The organism is Cellvibrio mixtus subsp. mixtus J3-8 (genome assembly GCF_000766945.1).
GTDB classification, from domain to species: domain Bacteria; phylum Pseudomonadota; class Gammaproteobacteria; order Pseudomonadales; family Cellvibrionaceae; genus Cellvibrio; species Cellvibrio mixtus_A.
In genome coordinates, this window is record NZ_KN266208.1 from 551,412 (window position 1) to 569,121 (window position 17,710).

Below are 17,710 nucleotides of genomic sequence, written 5' to 3' on the forward strand. Positions count from 1 at the left end.
ATTAATATACTTTATGACCTGCGCCTAACCTGCGTTGTAAACAATTGAAGGCTTACGCAATTGTTGCGCAGTTAACCACAACACGCCTATACCTGATAGTAACGAAACAAACCAAATCTGCGCAAATTGCAAAAAATATACATCCCCTCCCAATAATAAATCTTTAATTAATACTTGATGCCCCAGTATGGGCACCCACCGAAACCAGTCAGCATAGGCACCAGAATTAAACATGGTGTAAAACAGCGGCACCATAGGGATAAAGATCATCAACCCCATATAAGTCTGGGCATCCTTAAAACTGCGCGCAAATATTGAAATCAAAAATTGCAGACCCGTTGCCATAAATGCGACTGATACCAGTACCAAAAAGATAGCGACCCAATCCAGCAGGGTAACATTCACGCGCAATCCCAAGTCATTAAAAGGCACATACGCAAAAGCGACTGCCAATAGAATAATTTCCACTACCAATACCAACAAGGTCAATAAAAATGTATTCAGCCACTTGCCCGCAATAAAGACCGAGGATTTAACCGGCGTAATCAATAGCGATTCCAATGAACGCCGCTCCCGCTCACCTGCCACCATATCCGCGGCAAAACCAGCACCGCTCATAAAAGCCGTCAAGATCAGTATCAAAGGCAAGCCCATCATGACAAAGAAACCCATTTTCTCATCACTGGCGATATTCAAATCGCGAATCACAACCGGATTTACAATGGCCGGCGCTATACCGCGTGACAGCAATCGCAAAGCGCCCATACGCGCGTTCCAGCTCCAGATTTGTTGCCGCACAAAATTCAAACTGCCATGCAATTTGTTATTGGTCACATCAAACACCAGTGCCAGCTCAATACTCTCACCGGTGGCAAATTTTTCTGCCGCGTCTTTAGGGATAATTAATGCATAATCCAGTTTGGCTTGCTCAACTCGTTGATAAGCATCATCACCCACTGGTTCAACCTTTAATCCACGTTCCTGCAACCAATCAATTAGCGATGGCAATTCATCAGCGCCGACGACGGATAATTTAATCGGCTCAGCATTAGTCGCGCGCGATTGGTTGCTCATGTGAATTGCAAATAAAGATGAAGCAACAAATACTGTCACAAAATATACCGGCATTAATAACATCATGCGCAGGCTTTTTTTATCGCGCCAGGCATCGCGCCATTCTTTAGCAAAAACCACCATAAGTTTATTCATGGCTTACTCCCTTTTGTCCATTGGCTAACGCCTTCTTGTATTCATGGGGTGGCTCCTGTCTGCTCATCGCTTGCGTCACCAGATTCACAAAGGCATCTTCCAGGTTGTTTGCCTGCCCTGCATCGTTAATTGCCGCCAAATTGCCATCCACTAAAATCTCCCCATGGGCAATCACAATAATACGATCACACAAACCGCTGACTTCATGCATCAAATGACTGGAAAAAATAACGCAACGCCCATCGGATTTTAATTCATGCAGCAAACGACGTACCGCGCGCGTTGTAATTACATCCAAGCCATTCGTTGGTTCATCCAGTAAAACATGGCGAGGTTGATGCACAATAGAACGCGCCAATGCTGTTTTCATTCGCTCTCCTAATGAAAAACCTTCGGCACGACGATCTGCAATAGATTCCATTCCTAACCAGCGAATAAGTTGCTCAATACTTTGCTCCAGCGCAACACCAGCCAAGCCTTGCAACTCGCCAAAATAACGAATATTTTCGCGCGCCGTTAACCGTTTATACAGACCGGTATCATCGGGCAGGACGCCTAATTGCTGGCGGGCCTGGTTGGCATGTTGGCTCACTGAAAAATTATCAACCCAGACTTCACCGGAAGTGGGCTGCAATAATCCGTAAATCAATCGCATCAGTGTAGATTTACCCGCACCATTCAAACCTAACAAGCCGGTAATCTCGCCATCATTTAATGTAAAACTGACATTATTCAATGCCACAATATCGCTACTATCATTCGTTTTGGACGCAAAAGGTAGTTGTACTTTTTTGGTTTGCCTTGCCGCAAAAACCTTACTCAGTTGCTCAACACGAATCATGGCTCAACTCCTTCAGCTGCGGCACTACTTGCAACAGATGACGATGACTTTTTCCGGTTCGCACCCAACACCAATGGCAAGGGTTTGATATTGGTAACACACTCTGTTTTTACATCCTTCATTGAACCGCGCTCAATAAACTGGGCGATAATTTGCGGCACACATCCCTCATATGAAACGCCGTGATTTCCACCAGCGGCCATTAAACGAACTGAATTGGGCAGCCCTTTGGCAACCTGTTCTGCCCAAACGCCCGGGGTCACCGGATCATGTTTTCCCGATAACAACAGTGCAGGCACTTCGCTGTGAACGGGCTGCCAATAATCTTCCGGCAAACTTGCCTTGGGCCAGAAACCGCAAACGGTATCGCGGTCTTTAATTGCATTCAAACCAAAAAATGGTGGCGTAGTCTCCACGTCGGTAGCAGAAATAAAATGCCAATCTTCATTACATAACACACTGAAATGCATCGCATCTGCAATATTCATCTTTTGCGATTGCTCCATGGCCAATGAAAATAGAGCCGCTAACAAACGATAATTTTCCTGCTCTGCTTCGCTAATAGCCTGGGGCAGCAACACAGTTAAATCGCGTGAATACAGCGCATTAAATATGAGCATGGAAAAATTTTTAGCGGTTAAGGTGAGTTGCTCCTGCTGCTGATAAACCGGATGCTCATAATGAACCACCAACGGAACACCACGTTGATCCAACAACTGTAAACGGGCATAAATATTTTCCGTCTTTTGTAAAATATTGCCAAACGCACTTTCACATTCCGGCTGGATCTGGCATTCATGGTTAACGGAGGTTAACGCTGCCAACGAATCCCGCGCTGAAAATTTTGACAATGCAATTTCTTTGGGAGCAAGACCATCAAGAATAATACTGCGCGTGGATTGCGGATAACGCTTGGCATATTCAAGTGCAACGCGGGTACCGTAGGAAACACCCCACAGGTTTATCGTTTTATATCCTAAAGCTACGCGTACAGCATCCAGATCCTGCACGGCATGCAGCGTTGTGTAAAAAGGCAAACTTGCTTTATATTTCTCCGCACACTGCACCATAAATTGTAAATATTTTTCCATTTGGACAGATTCCGGCAATTGCAAATCTGTACCACTTAGCTGTTCACAGCGCAATGGATTGGATTTCCCGGTACCGCGTTGGTCCACAAAAATTAAATCGCGGTTTTTGCGTACATCAGCAAAAAAGCCATGAATAAAACTGGCCATTTCAATTGATGACCCGCCCGGCCCGCCCTGAACTAAAAATAAAGGATCTTGTTGGGCAGCGGGACTAATAGCAGGTAAGCGCAGGATTTCAATATCGATATCTTTGCTCGCCGGATCGGCACTGTCTTCTTTTACGGTTAAACGTCCACACTGCGCACCAGAAACAAGTGGCGGCTTACCCGTCTCTACAAATCCCGGGCAAGCCTGCAAAAAAGATTGCGGTGTCGCAACTGTTTCTCGTTGTTCGCCACATCCCGCCAGCGCGAACAGGCAACTAATAATTGATAAGCTTTTTTTCATTGCTCAAATCCTTAATAATTTTTTCGACCAATTAGCGATTGCCTAATAATTTGCGCAAATTCTCCAGCAATTGTTCATCGGTAATTTCCAATTGGCGCGCTGCCACTACCAACTGCTCCAGATGAGGTTGCAGGTGGAGTAAACGCGCCTGTTCAGACAGTTGCGATTTTTTTTGTTGGGCAATTTGCATAGGTTTGCCGCGCTGGCGAATTAATAAACCTTCAACCTCTAGCAAACTGTACGCTTTTGAAATAGTCATTGGATTAACCGCATGCTCAAGCGCAAGCTCACGCACGGAAGGTAATTCGTCACCCGCTTGCAATTGCCCTCCTGCAACCATCCGGCGAATTTGCTCAGCTAATTGCCGATAAATAGGTATGCCTGAATTGGGATTAAGGGTGAACATTCGCGGCTCCGTTGATGAAGCGAAGACTGAACACACTCGCAACATGCCAATACTGTTGTTGTGTGCTACCCATTACACCATCCTCACTAAATCCATGCGGGAAAAGTCCGCACGCACAGACGAATAAAGCAGTACTAACAACATTAATGGTGGAAGCCAGATCCAGGCGGCTGTGATCCCCGCCCAATTAAACGGCAGTGGAAATAAAAGCCCGGTTGCAATAAACAAGACCATCCAGAGCAATACGGTAAACCCGCAAACCCAATTGCACCACGGCAAGCTGCCTTGGGTTCGCTGGTAAATCCACAACACCAGAAAAAAACTGACGGCATTAATTAGCAGAATAAACACCACTGCATACAGCCAAATTTCAACCCCGTGCCATTGCCCCCAAATGAATTCAATCGCTAATGCGAGGCTAATATTGACTAGCGTCCAGATACCTATTTCGCGCGCATAAAGTTTCCATGCAACACTTAATAAATGCTGGCGCCCGCCCGGACAACAAAGCCAAACATTGCGCAGATTAAGCGCAAAATTAATTGCCATTCCGTGTGCGACTGTAGCCGCCATAAACATCACAAATAAAATCAGCGCGTACTGCATGAAAGCAGCAAAATCTTTCTCCCCCATCAACAAATGTGCTGGAATGGGTGCAACCAAAAAAAAGGCGCTCGCAACCAGCAGCCTTTGCCGGCGAGAATGCCAACCGTCAGGAGCACCGAAAAATCGTGAACCTAACCAGGTGTCCGCCTTGCCGGAGCGGAAAAGAAAGCCTGCTTGTTTTGCAACGGCAAGCTGTTGCGCATCATTAATAACCGCAACCATTGAGTTGGGCAGGTATTTTTTTGGCTGCCACACCAACCACCAACGCGAAAATAAAAACCAGCTCGCCAACCAACCCAATAACAGCAACAAAGGATTTTGCATTGCCAGCCAGTAACCAAACTGCAACCACACCCAAGCCAATATGAAAATAACCCCCTGCCCATTTGGCCAACGACTACAGACCAAAACACACAACTGGAGCAATAGTGATACCAGCAGCCAAATCACCAAAGGCAAGGATTGGATAGCACTTAATTCCTGGCTAAAACTCAACACCCCATACAGTACGCCATTAATCAATGAGGCAAGTACCAACAAACAAATAAGTAATGTATGGCGAGTATTGCCTAATAAACCCACAGGGCGACTACTCGCTAAAGCAATGAACTGATTCGGTATTAGCGTCAAAAAAATAAAAGTCATTAACACTGTGATCGCAATAGCGAGCACAATCAAAAAATCCCATGCATACAATTGCTCCAGTATCCAACCAGTTCCCCAGAGGACAACAATTAAAACCACCGTCCAGCGCAAAATCCTGAGCGGGAAAAGCAATTTAAAAAAAAGTAACGCATAGCGAAAACCAGCTAGCAGCGATAACACTAGCAATCGGGGGCCTTGATTATTAAGCGGCAAATTATTCATCTACTGCCTCCCGCAAAATTCACCCGACAAAAACCCGAACGTACCCGCTCTTGAAGAAATACCAGCAAGATTAACTCTGGTACCACAATCCATAAGGGAGAAACGTTCTGCCAACCAAAAGGTAATGTTGCTAAAAAGCCAGTGGCAAAAGACATGAACAGCCAACATAGCACCATTCCGAAACACACCAGATTGCACCAGAAAAGACTGGCGGAGGTACGCTGATAAACCCACCAATAAACGTGAAAGGCGAGCGATTGCAGGAGGAAAACCGAAACCAAGAAATAAAGCCAGGATTCAGCGCCGCGCTGCGCCTCCCAGAGCCAATCCAAATTGAATGCCACCGCACTGAAAAAGAGCGTAAACGGCACCACATCCAGCCAGAATTTTTTTTGCAACAACGAATAAAATTCGCTCCGGTCACCCGCGCTATACAACCATATGCGACGGAGATTAAACGCTTGATTTGCCAACACGCCAAGCGCAACCGTCGCACTTGAAATTAACAATATCGTATGCACCAGACCTTTAAACTGTGCATCATCCATAATCAAAAAGGCGGGAATAAACCCCAAAGGAGTAAAGATAAGAACCGAGAGCATACGCCGACCACGGACACCCCAACCATCGGCAGCGCCTAGCAAGCGAGAACCTAACCAGCTGTGCGCAGTACCCGTATGAAACCAGGAATTGCCGCGCTGTGTTAATGATATTTTTTGGTGCGCCGCCAAGCCGATAAAAAATATATTTACTTTATATTTTTCCGGCATCCAATTGATCCACCAATACGCAAACGCCATCCAACTTAACAGCAACACACTTGCCAATAGTAAAGGATTCCATAATTCAAGCAGGGAAACCACATCATCCAGGATTAAATAAAATACCAGCAGGAACAGATGAGCTCCCGACCAGCGATAAGAGAACCACACACTGGCTTGTAAAAACAAAGAAGTTGTCAGCCAGACACCCAGCAACATTAGTGGGGAATAGCGATTTAATGTGGACAAATCCCACAACCAGCACATCATCAGGCTAGTACCAAGGCTGAACATCAATAAAAAAACCAATAATAAGTTACGCGCATTTCCCAGAAAAATAGTGGTGCGGCTAGAGGCCAGAGCGACCATCTGCATTGGAATTGTTAATGCACAAAGCAATGCCAGATTGATAAATGTAATCACCGCTATAATTGCTGCCAGTTCTGATCTGGCATTCGCTGTTATTGCAGATGCCGCACATGCAATCACTAACAGCGCTAACACAATGCAACGCAGAATGGTTGACGGGAATAACAATCTGAACAATACCCTGCCCTTGCTGGCATATACACCAAATCCACTCATTGACTCAGCCCCTAACAGAATGTCCTTAAAAAATTTTAATAACACCTCGTGCACCAGATTTATTTTTTTCAATCGCCAAATAAATCGGTTAACACACAGATGCTCCGATCCATGCAGGACTTTACTCATTGATTCAGTTCCAGAAAAATATCTTCTAACCCCAAATATTCCACCTGAACCTGCGCATCAAATTCCTGCTCGAGCTGCTGCACCATCTCCTCTTTCCAATGATCAAACGTAAGTTGGGTTTGGTGACCGCTATTTTTTTGCCTGATTAAATTTGGCCAATTAATTTTTAGACTAACCGGTTGGCTAAAACTGAGCGTAACACGAACGAAAGATTCCTTAAGCTCATCGAGCCCACCTTGATAAGCTAACGAACCATCGCGCAGCATCCACACTTGATTGGCAACGCGCTCCACGTCGCTGACGATATGCGTGGAAAAAATAACGGCCCGATTTTCATCAGCGGCAATTTCAATGAGCTGCTGCAAAAACTGACGGCGGGCAATAGGATCGAGACTCGCTACCGGCTCGTCCAGAATTAATAATGCCGGTTCGTGGGCCATTGCCAACAGAATGGATAATTTTTGCCGCTGGCCAATCGACATTTTGCCGACACTAACATCCATCGGAATTAACCATTCCGCAATTAAACGATCAGCCAACGCCTGGTTCCAGTTTTTGCGAAAGGATTTAAACAACTCCAGATGGTCGCGACCATTTAAGCCTGCCAGCAATTCATCTTGTTGAGGAACAAAACCCAGGCGCTGTTTTATATCGCTATCAATATTGGTTGCGTTGATATTCCACAATTTTGCTTCACCCGCCGAGGGAAAACCAAACCCCAACATGGTTTCCAGCAAAGTAGTTTTACCTGCACCATTTTTACCGAGCAGTGCAATTACCTGACCGGGAGTTACCACTGCAGTAATGCCATTTAAAATACTTACGCCACCCAGCTTGCGCTGCAAGCCATTCAGTGAAATAAAAGTTTGCATAAAAATTCCCTGGATAAAGACATACTGCGAGCACAGCGAATGACAGTGCCCTGGAATGATACGAGAAAAAATTATTTTGTTAATTGATATGGCTTAATGTGATAGCCACGTGCTTTTAGCCGCGCAAGTAAACCCTGGTCGCCCGATAAGTGCAGTGCGCCCACTAACACTAATTCAGTTTCTTTCGTGGTGATCAATGTTTCAATTTTGGGTAGCCACTCCTGATTGCGATCGACTAGTAACCGCTGATAAACCTCCGGTGTTTCCTTGCGCATATCAGTAGCCAATTCTTTATCCAACTTTTCCAATTCACCCACGCGCCAATATTTCAGTGCTACGTTTAAGGCTTTATCCATTTTTTTTACGTCGCGCAACGCCGATGAAATCACCTGGTTCGCATCCAGGTCAGTGAGCGCTTTCATATGCTGTAAAACATCACCTATCGATTCCAATTCCTGGATCGGCTTTTGGTGGAGATTAGCTTTTTGGAAAAAATACATATCCACACCTTGCCCCAGTCCATAACCGCGTTTTTGCATCTCAGCAATTGAAATAGTGAGGCTGACAAACATCGCTTTGAACGTGCTCATTTGGTCGAGCGGAAATTGGTTTTTAGCGGCATAGGATTGCAACTCTTGCCAAAGTTCTGGTTGCAGGTCCTGCGCCAGGTTTTTTCCGCCGCTGTACATAAACGTTTGCGCAAATTGTTGCCCGAATTCCGGTGAGTTGGATTTTTTTGGATCAGTTTCCAATACCAGAACCTGTGATTTTTCATACGCCTGCTCAAATTCCGCAGGGAGTGGATAATCACTATTGCGCAAAACATGGATGGTGCCGCCAAGATAAATTTTCTGGCCACCTTTGGAAACTTCATAAAGACTGGTTTCGGCAAATACCGATGCGGAACATAACAATATAACCGCAATTATCAGACGGCCAGGATGCGACATAGTGATATCCCTTTATGTGTAAAATTGGTTTTTATATAAATCAGCATTGGCTACTTTGGATTCATTCCAACCACCCAATGTGTATTAATATACTAATACACATTGGTTCTCCTGGATAGCCCCTGACCTATAACAACCGTTGAATGATTCCAATCCATTAAATAGCGTGCTGATAGTTTCTATTTATATAGGCGCACACTCATCTTTTGCGCCTGTCTAACACGAGAGTGTTATCGATCTGAAATGTGCTAATGATCGTCATCTGAAGGGAGTCAAATTGGTAGACTTTCTTGCCAATACTTGCGGTTGTTATTCAGCCTTACCCAATGATGCGGAGGTACTTATCATGTCGCATATCTGGCGCATGCCCCTGATAATCGTATTAACACTAATAATAGCCTCCTGTGGTGGCAGCTCTGGTGGCGGCTCACCAACCCCCTTCCAATCATCAAATTCAATATTATCTAGCGCAGTAACCAGTTCTATAACCAGCACGAATAGCTCTTCCACAACACAATTGGCGCAACCACAAAACGTTAAGGTTATTCCGGGAAATGCTTCCGCAACACTCAGTTGGAGCCCTGTCGCTAATGCCAGTGGATATCACATTTATTACGCAACCCAGGCCAATATCATTGCCAGCAACATCAGCGCATTTAAAAATGGGACTTGGGTTAAAAATGTCTCATCACCTTACGTCATTGCTAATTTGCAAAATGGCGAAACCTATTATTTTGTTGTCACAGCGATAAATGACAATCAAGAAAGTCCGCAAAGTATTGAGTTAATTACCACACCCACCTCAGTAGATTTAAGCACGCAGCCGACCGCACAAGAAGTATATGTTCTTGAGTTAGTTAATCGAGCCCGTTTTGATCCGGCCGCTGAAGCGGCGCGATACGGTATAGGTTTAAATGATGGAATCAGTGGCTCCACTATTTCAGCCGCTAGAAAATCTCCACTCGCACCCAATTTATTATTAACGGATTCTGCGCGTACGCATTCGCAATGGATGTTGGATGTAGATACTTTTTCCCACACCGGTGCAAACAACAGCACGCCGGGAGATCGTATGGCAGCAGCTGGATATGTATTTACGGGCCAGTGGGCGAATGGCGAAAATATCGCGCAAGCAGGAACAACAGCATCCGGTATCGATTTAACTGAATATGCAGCCAGGCACCACGAAGGGCTTTTTAAATCACCGGGGCATCGCCAAAATATTCTAAGCACCAATTTCCGCGAGCTAGGTGTAGGCCAAAAGCAAGGATACTTTTTTAACAATGGCACCAATTATTTATCGTCAATGCTTACACAAAATTTTGCGAGTACCGGTAGCAATTATTTTATTACCGGCGTGATTTACAACGACCTTAATGGCAATGAATTTTATAATCCAGGAGAAGGTATTTCCGGAGCCACAGTACGCGTTAATGGCAAGGCCTATAGCGCATATTCAACCGGCGCCTACAGTATTCCCGTTAGCAATGGCAATTATGAACTGGTGATATCAGCCGACAGCTTGCAATTTGATACGATATATAACGTCCAGGTTAACGGCGGAAATGTGAAGGTTGATTTAATTAAAAGCGGTAATGCGATTGATGTGGTTAGTTGGAAATAACCTGGCAAATATCACTTCACCAGCATTATCTCGATGCTTGCAATATGGGAGGAGCCCTATCCGGGATTGTTATTTTCATTCATTTAATTCCTTTTAGAAGGTTCAACAAAAACGCCCGCAAATGCGGGCGTTTTTGTTACGGAAGCCGTGAAAAATTATTCTTCAGCAGGTTCCGCAGCAGGAGTTGCCGGTGCAGCACCAGACTCTTCCGCTACCGCTTCTTTAATAGAAAGCTTGATGCGGCCGCGCTGGTCTACGTCCAGGCATTTCACTTTAACAACCTGACCTTCTTTCAAATAATCACTCACGCTATTCACACGCTCTTCAGCGATTTGAGAGATGTGCACCAGGCCATCTTTGCCCGGCAGGAAGTTAACGAATGCACCGAAGTCTACGATACGCACTACAGTACCTTCGTAGATCGCACCGATTTCCGCTTCAGCAACAATACCTTGCACGCGCAGAATTGCCGCTTGCAGGGCTTCGTTGTTATCCGCGTAAATTTTTACAGTGCCGTCATCATCAATGTCGATTGAAGATTGAGTCTCTTCAGTAATGGAACGAATAGTTGCGCCACCTTTACCGATGATGTCGCGGATTTTGTCCGGATGAATTTTGATAGTTTCAAAACGAGGTGCATTTTCGCTCACCGCAGTACGCGATTTGGCAAGCACTTTGTTCATCTCGGCGAGAATGTGCAAACGCGCAGCCAGAGCCTGCTCCAGTGCGATTTCCATAATCTCTTCGGTGATGCCTTCGATTTTGATATCCATTTGCAGCGCAGTAACACCGGCAGTAGTACCCGCTACTTTAAAGTCCATATCGCCGAGGTGATCTTCATCGCCGAGGATGTCGGTAAGAACCGCAAAACCTTCCGCTTCTTTTACCAAGCCCATTGCGATACCGGCCACTGGCGCTTTCAACGGAACACCGGCATCCATCAATGCCAATGAAGAACCACACACGGAAGCCATGGAGCTTGAGCCGTTGGATTCTGTAATCTCACTCACAACACGCAGGGTGTACGGGAAATCTTCCTGTGTTGGCAGGACAGATTGCACACCGCGTTTTGCCAAGCGGCCGTGACCGATTTCGCGACGACCGGTTGCACCCATACGGCCACATTCACCAACAGAGAATGGAGGGAAGTTATAGTGCAACATGAAGGCTTCTTTTTTCTCGCCTTCGAGGAAATCGATAATTTGTACATCGCGCGCGTTGCCCAGAGTGGCAACAACCAACGCTTGTGTTTCACCGCGAGTAAATAATGCAGAACCGTGTGCTTTTGGTAATACACCCACTTCTACAGAAATTGGACGCACAGTTTTGTTGTCACGGCCATCGATACGTGGTTCGTTGGCAACAATACGTGAACGCACTAAACGATATTCGTAGTTACCAAATTCGCCTTTTACTTCGTCAGCAGTAAAACCTGAGGTTTCTGTTACCAACTCGGCAACAGCCTGGCTGCGTAATTCGTCCAGGCGATCATAACGCTTGGCTTTATCAGTGATGCGATAAGCCATGCCGATTGAATCACCAAAGCTACTGGCAATAGCATCTTTCAATGGTTGATTTACTGCAGGTGCCTGCCATTCCCAACGCGGTTTGCCTGCATCGCGAGCAAGTTCAGCACAGGCTTGTACAACAGCTTGCAATTCCTGGTGAGCAAACAAAACAGCACCGAGCATGATATCTTCCGGCAATTCTTTCGCTTCGGATTCAACCATCAATACTGCGTCTTTAGTACCGGCAACCACCATGTCCAACTCGGACGTTTCGAGTTGCTTGTAACTTGGGTTGAGGATATAACCTGCTTCTTGCGTGTAACCAACGCGCGCGCCGCCAATCGGACCGTTAAATGGAATACCGGAAATCGCCAGCGCAGCGGAAGTACCGATCATGGAAATGATATCGGGATCTTGTTTTTTATCGGTAGACACAACAGTACAAATCACTTGTACTTCGTTGAAAAAACCTTCGGGGAATAATGGACGGATTGGACGGTCAATCAAACGCGACGTTAACGTTTCTTTTTCTGACGGACGGCCTTCACGCTTGAAGTAGCCGCCCGGGATACGGCCAGCAGCGTAAGCTTTTTCCTGGTAATGCACAGACAATGGAAAGAAGTCCTGGCCTGCTTTTGCTTCTTTTGCACCAACAACAGTACAAAGTACAGATACTTCACCCATAGTTGCCAATACTGCACCGGTTGCCTGACGGGCAATGCGGCCAGTTTCGAGGGTTACGGTTTGTTCGCCGTATTGGAATTTCTTAATAATCGGATTCACTCTTTTATCCTTTCTTTTTCAATTTAAATTGCGTTCGGCTTTTCATTACATGAACGCGCCTTCTTCATACATTTCATTTACAGCTTTGAATTTATATACAACAAATTTGGATCAATCATCAATGCGGTAAATACATCCTGTCAGCACGGTAATGTTTTACATACTCTCACTACCGCAAGCTCCATTAAAAAATCTTGCTAAAAAATTTCAGTCGCTCAATTTTTATTTCCGGTTTTAACACCCGCCTTTTTTTGGCTGGAAATAAAAGTGCCCGCCAGTTGGCGGGCACAGTACACACTTAGCGACGCAGACCCAGTTTTTGGATCAGAGCAACGTAGCGTGAAGAGTCTTTACCTTTCAGGTAGTCCAGCAACTTACGACGGGAGTTAACCATGCGGATCAAACCGCGACGTGAGTGATGGTCAGCCTTGTGGTCAGCGAAGTGGCCTTGCAGCTTGTTGATGTTGATAGTCAACAGCGCTACCTGAACTTCTGGCGAACCAGTGTCGCCTTCCGCTTGTTGATACTCTTTAACGATTGCAGCTTTTTCAGAAGCACTCAGTGCCATGATATTTTCCTCAATTAATATGCCGAAAATTTACAGCCCGCCCGTGCATATTTACAGGTGGGTTGTTGCGCTGATTATCGCCACTAAAGGGGATTTCAACGCGGCCTTTTTACCCTGCCGATCACTCGGTGAGGTAAAGCTTGCGCCAATCAAGCTTCGTTAGCCGAGCGATTGGCAATAATTCGTTTCGGGGCAACACGACCATCGTCGGTAATTTCGCCCAGCCCCAGAAATACGCGGGGCGATTGATCGGTTTCTGCACAAAAGACGCGCACAATAGCAGCTTGCGGGGCGATCCGGTAGATCTGCGGATGCATCACCGGGTTACCCAGGCGAAAGTAATATGCGCTGTTGGCAGCCAGATCCACTTTAGGCAAGCTGGCTACCGGTGCATCGGCACCCAGCAGGTGGCGATCCAGAGCAGTATAGGCTACATCATCGCCCTGCTCCGCCTGCTTTTGCTCAAATTCAGCTTGTAGCTCATCCAGGCTGATGCATTGATTTTCATCAAACACCCCGGCCAATGAGCGATGCAAGGTTTTCACATGGGCACCACATCCCAATGCATTGCCAAGATCTACAGCAATGGAACGGATATAGGTGCCTTTGCTACACAGGATATCCAGTTCAACTTCCGCTTTTTCACCCGGGCGAAACGCGAGAATATCGATTTTATGGATGGTCACCGGGCGCGGCTCGCGCTCCACTTCAACCCCCTGGCGCGCCATTTTATAGAGCGGCTGGCCATTGAGTTTAAGTGCTGAATACATAGGCGGCACTTGCAAAATATCACCCAGTAACGGCTCAAGCGCAGCTTCTACCTGAGCACGGGTAATTGATGCCGCAGAAACCTGCGCAATAATTTCGCCATCCGCATCGCAGGTATCGGTCGCAATGCCCAATTGAATGCAGGTACGGTAGCCCTTATCAGCATCAAGTAAAAATTGGGAGAACTTGGTGGCTTCACCAAAACAAAGCGGCAGCACACCTGTCGCCAGGGGATCAAGCGCACCGGTGTGACCGGCTTTTTCGACAAAGAACAACCGTTTTGCACGTTGCAAGGCATGGTTTGAGGTCATGCCTGCAGGTTTATTCAACAGTAATACACCATCAACAGGACGGCCTTTTCTACGCGCCATCAGTGTTGCTCACCCTTGGAATCATCATCAGCTTCCGCATCCTCATCTTGCGGATGCAAACGATCTTCAGCAATAGCGCGATCAATCAGCGATGACAATGCCTGACCTTTCACAGAGGTTTTGTCATAAATAAATTGCAGCTTGGGCACAGTACGCATGCTCAACTCTTTCGCCAAAAAAGTACGCAAAAAACCGCTCGCTTTATTAAGGATTGAAGCGGCCTCAAGGCTTTGCTTTTCATCATCCACGCCAACAAAGGTGATATACACCTTGGCAAAAGCCATATCGCGGGTGACGGTTACATCATTAATGTTAACCATGCCGATGCGCGGATCGCGAATTTCAGCGGGAATAACTTGCGCCAACAAACGCTGGATCGCATCGGAAACCCGGTCTGAACGGGTAAATTCTCTTGGCATTAGCCATTAACCTCTTTAAAAATACAAAACCCCACCCCCATGACAGGGGTGGGGCACAGGTGACACGACCGGCTTAGAGCTGGCGTGCGACCTCTTTCACTTCGTAAACTTCGATCTGGTCGCCGACCTTCACGTCGTAGTTCTTCACGCCGATGCCGCACTCAAAGCCGTTGCGAACTTCAGCAACGTCGTCTTTAAAGCGACGCAGGGACTCCAGTTCGCCAGTGAATATCACCACGTTGTCACGCAGAACACGGATTGGTTTGTTGCGGTACACAGTACCTTCAACCACCATACAACCGGCAACCTGACCAAACTTGGGCGAGTTGAACACTTCGCGCACGTTGGCAATACCAACGATGGTTTCTACGCGCTCCGGATCCAGCATGCCGCTTAATGCAGCTTTCACTTCGTCCAGCAATTGGTAAATGATGCTGTAGTAGCGAATATCAACGCCTTCAGATTCAGCCAAACGACGGGTTGCACCATCGGCACGTACGTTGAAACCAACGATGATCGCGCCGGAGGTAATCGCCAGGTTCACATCGTTTTCAGTGATTCCACCGATACCGGAAGAAATTACATTCACTTGTACTTCATCGTTGCCGATATCGGCCAATGAAGCCTGGATCGCCTCAAGCGAGCCACGCACATCCGCTTTAACAACAACAGTAAGTGTCTTCTTCTGGCCAGCTTCCATGTTGGAGAACATATTCTCCAGCTTGGCCGCCTGGAAACGCGCAAGTTTTTCTTTACGTTCTTTCTCGGCACGGAATGCTGCAACTTCACGGGCTTTACGCTCGTCGTCCAACACTACAAAATCATCGCCTGCGCTAGGTGGAGTATCCAGACCAAGGATTTCCACTGGTGTAGATGGGCCAGCTTCTTTCACTTGCTCGCCGCGCTCGTTCGACATGGCACGCACGCGGCCGTAGCTTTGGCCTGCAAGCAGCAAATCACCCTGCTTCAAAGTACCTTGCTGTACCAGAACGGTCGCAACAGTACCGCGGCCCTTATCAACACGCGATTCAATCACCACACCTTTCGCTGCCGCATTGGTCACTGCGGTCAGTTCCAATACTTCAGCTTGCAAGGAGATAGCTTCCAAAAGCTCATCAATGCCTTGACCGGTGTGAGCAGATACCTGGATAAACTGGGTATCGCCACCGTAGTTTTCAGGGATAACCCCTTTAACAACCAGTTCGTTGGTTACGCGATCCGGGTCCGCAGATGGCTTATCACACTTGTTGATCGCTACTACGATCGGCACATTTGCAGCGCGAGCATGGAGAATCGCTTCTTCCGTTTGCGGCATTACACCATCGTCGGCAGCCACAACCAGAATTACTACGTCGGTCGCCTTGGCACCGCGAGCACGCATCGCAGTAAACGCGGCGTGGCCGGGGGTGTCCAGGAAGGTGATTTCACCACGAGATGTCGACACACGATAAGCGCCGATATGCTGGGTAATACCGCCCGCTTCACCCGCAGCCACTTTGGCTTCACGGATGTAATCGAGCAGAGAGGTTTTACCATGGTCAACGTGGCCCATGACGGTTACCACTGGCGCACGGGTGGTCAACTCACCTTCGGTTTCAAGAGAACGCTCCAACGCGTGTTCAATGTCGTTCTCGCTTACAAGGTTAGCTTTATGGCCCAGCTCTTCCACGATCAATACTGCAGTATCCTGATCGATAGACTCGTTCATGGAAGCCATCACGCCCATTTTCATCAAGCGCTTGATCAACTCATTCACTTTGATAGTGAGGCGCTGCGCCAGCTCGGTAACAGCGATAGTTTCCGGAACATCAACTTCATGCACGATTTGGCTCGTTGGTTTCTTAAAGGCGTGTTTGTTGGTTTTCTTGTGGTGAGCACGAATGTGGCTGCGACGCGCTAATACATCGCTGTCTTCACCGTCTTCCGCAACAAAATCAAGCAAATCAATCTTGGCGGCTTTTTTCGGGCCAGCAGCGCCTTTCTTAACGGCTTTACCAGCGCCACGCTTGCCACCGCGATCACCACTTTCTTCATCATCATCCTCATTGCGATTGTGATGTTTTTTATGACCGTGGCCATGGCGGGTATCTTCTTTCTCTGCGGGTGGTGCAACAACAGCCACAGCAGGTTTGCCTTTAGCTGGCGGGCGCGCATCCGGCTTGGCACCCTTGCTAGCAGGTTGTTGGGCCGCAGGCTTCTCAGCAGGCTTGTCGTTGCGCGGCTGACGGCGCGCTTCTTCAGCAGCACGCTTGGCTTCATCGCGTGCTTTCAGCTCAGCCTGGCGCGCAGCTTCTTCAGCCTGGCGACGCTCAATGGCAGCACGACGTTTTTCTTCAATACCATCTGTAAACGAGATGCGATGGGAAGGAACTTCGGGAGCGGCTGGCTCTTCTGGCGCAGGTTCGGGTTGCTCAACAACCACCGGCTCCGGCTCAGCTACAACCACAGGCTCCGGCTCCACCACTACAGGCTCCGAGGCAGGCTCTACCGGGGCGGCTACCGGCTCGGGTGCCACCAACTCGACAACTTGCTCATCTTCCTGTTCATGCTGTTCAACAACAGCGGATTCAGCCACTTCATCCTCGCGTTTGATGTAAGTACGCTTTTTGCGCACTTCAACATTCACGGTTTTCTTAGCATTACCCGTACCGGTTTTGATGGTAGTAGTAGTTTTACGCTGTAACGTAATCTTTTTGGGTTCCAACACAGCCTCACCGTGGCTGTTTTTCAGGAAGGCCAGCAAACGCTGCTTCTCATCATCAGACACTTTCGCCTCGGCGTTTTTGTGCTGCAAACCGGCTTCCTGCATTTGCTTGAGCAAACGCTCAACCGGCGCACCTATCGATTTGGCGAGTTCATTAACAGTTACTTCTGCCATTGTTTTTCCTCAGGGATTCTGTTCGTT

At 47.2% G+C, this 17,710-nt stretch carries 14 protein-coding genes; 1 reads left to right on the forward strand and 13 read right to left on the reverse strand.

Annotation, left to right across the window (positions count from 1 at the left end; genetic code table 11):
- Positions 1-24 precede the first annotated feature (24 nt).
- The 8 genes from A596_RS12865 to A596_RS12900 all read right to left on the reverse strand — a co-directional run bounded on the left by A596_RS12865 (position 25) and on the right by A596_RS12900 (position 8,764).
- Positions 25-1,209 (reverse strand): ABC transporter permease, encoded by a 1,185-nt coding sequence (locus A596_RS12865; protein WP_039915273.1) that lies wholly within the window; start codon positions 1,207-1,209, stop codon positions 25-27.
- Entirely contained in the window at positions 1,202-2,050 is an 849-nt protein-coding gene (locus A596_RS12870) for an ABC transporter ATP-binding protein (RefSeq protein ID WP_052417478.1), read from the reverse strand. Before A596_RS12870 ends, A596_RS12865 begins: the two co-directional genes overlap by 8 nt.
- The gene (locus tag A596_RS12875) at positions 2,047-3,588 is read right to left on the reverse strand and encodes an alpha/beta hydrolase (RefSeq protein ID WP_152600172.1); all 1,542 of its coding nucleotides are present in this window, start codon (positions 3,586-3,588) and stop codon (positions 2,047-2,049) included. The genes A596_RS12870 and A596_RS12875 overlap by 4 nt, the downstream gene beginning before the upstream one ends.
- Before the next feature lie 31 nt (positions 3,589-3,619).
- Positions 3,620-3,994, reverse strand: a complete 375-nt coding sequence (locus A596_RS12880; protein WP_039915274.1) for a GntR family transcriptional regulator — start codon at positions 3,992-3,994, stop codon at positions 3,620-3,622.
- A 72-nt stretch (positions 3,995-4,066) separates the two neighbouring features.
- Positions 4,067-5,467 carry a hypothetical protein gene (locus A596_RS12885; RefSeq protein WP_039915275.1) on the reverse strand — a complete coding sequence of 467 codons (1,401 nt, stop codon included), beginning with the start codon at positions 5,465-5,467 and terminating at the stop codon, positions 4,067-4,069.
- Positions 5,464-6,858: a hypothetical protein gene (locus A596_RS12890; RefSeq protein WP_235425716.1), complete on the reverse strand. Its 1,395-nt coding sequence runs from the start codon at positions 6,856-6,858 to the stop codon at positions 5,464-5,466. The genes A596_RS12885 and A596_RS12890 overlap by 4 nt, the downstream gene beginning before the upstream one ends.
- A gap of 80 nt (positions 6,859-6,938) precedes the next feature.
- Entirely contained in the window at positions 6,939-7,814 is an 876-nt protein-coding gene (locus tag A596_RS12895; RefSeq protein ID WP_039915280.1) for an ABC transporter ATP-binding protein, read from the reverse strand.
- 71 nt (positions 7,815-7,885) lie between these two features.
- Positions 7,886-8,764, reverse strand: a complete 879-nt coding sequence (locus A596_RS12900) for a TraB/GumN family protein (protein ID WP_039915282.1) — start codon at positions 8,762-8,764, stop codon at positions 7,886-7,888.
- Positions 8,765-9,110: 346 nt separating this feature from the next.
- Between A596_RS12900 and A596_RS22140 the strand changes: the two genes are divergently transcribed.
- Positions 9,111-10,388: a CAP domain-containing protein gene (locus tag A596_RS22140; protein ID WP_052417479.1), complete on the forward strand. Its 1,278-nt coding sequence runs from the start codon at positions 9,111-9,113 to the stop codon at positions 10,386-10,388.
- A gap of 155 nt (positions 10,389-10,543) precedes the next feature.
- Here the strand turns inward: A596_RS22140 and pnp are convergent, their stop codons facing one another.
- From pnp to infB, 5 genes are all read right to left on the reverse strand, one after another.
- Complete coding sequence (pnp, locus tag A596_RS12910; RefSeq protein ID WP_039915283.1) at positions 10,544-12,679, reverse strand: polyribonucleotide nucleotidyltransferase; 2,136 nt, start codon at positions 12,677-12,679, stop codon at positions 10,544-10,546.
- A gap of 298 nt (positions 12,680-12,977) precedes the next feature.
- Complete coding sequence (gene rpsO, locus A596_RS12915) at positions 12,978-13,247, reverse strand: 30S ribosomal protein S15 (protein WP_039915285.1); 270 nt, start codon at positions 13,245-13,247, stop codon at positions 12,978-12,980.
- A 149-nt stretch (positions 13,248-13,396) separates the two neighbouring features.
- Positions 13,397-14,386, reverse strand: a complete 990-nt coding sequence (gene truB, locus A596_RS12920) for a tRNA pseudouridine(55) synthase TruB (RefSeq protein ID WP_039915287.1) — start codon at positions 14,384-14,386, stop codon at positions 13,397-13,399.
- Complete coding sequence (gene rbfA / locus A596_RS12925; protein WP_039915288.1) at positions 14,386-14,805, reverse strand: 30S ribosome-binding factor RbfA; 420 nt, start codon at positions 14,803-14,805, stop codon at positions 14,386-14,388. Before rbfA ends, truB begins: the two co-directional genes overlap by 1 nt.
- Before the next feature lie 73 nt (positions 14,806-14,878).
- Positions 14,879-17,683: a translation initiation factor IF-2 gene (gene infB, locus A596_RS12930; RefSeq protein ID WP_039915290.1), complete on the reverse strand. Its 2,805-nt coding sequence runs from the start codon at positions 17,681-17,683 to the stop codon at positions 14,879-14,881.
- Positions 17,684-17,710 lie beyond the last annotated feature (27 nt).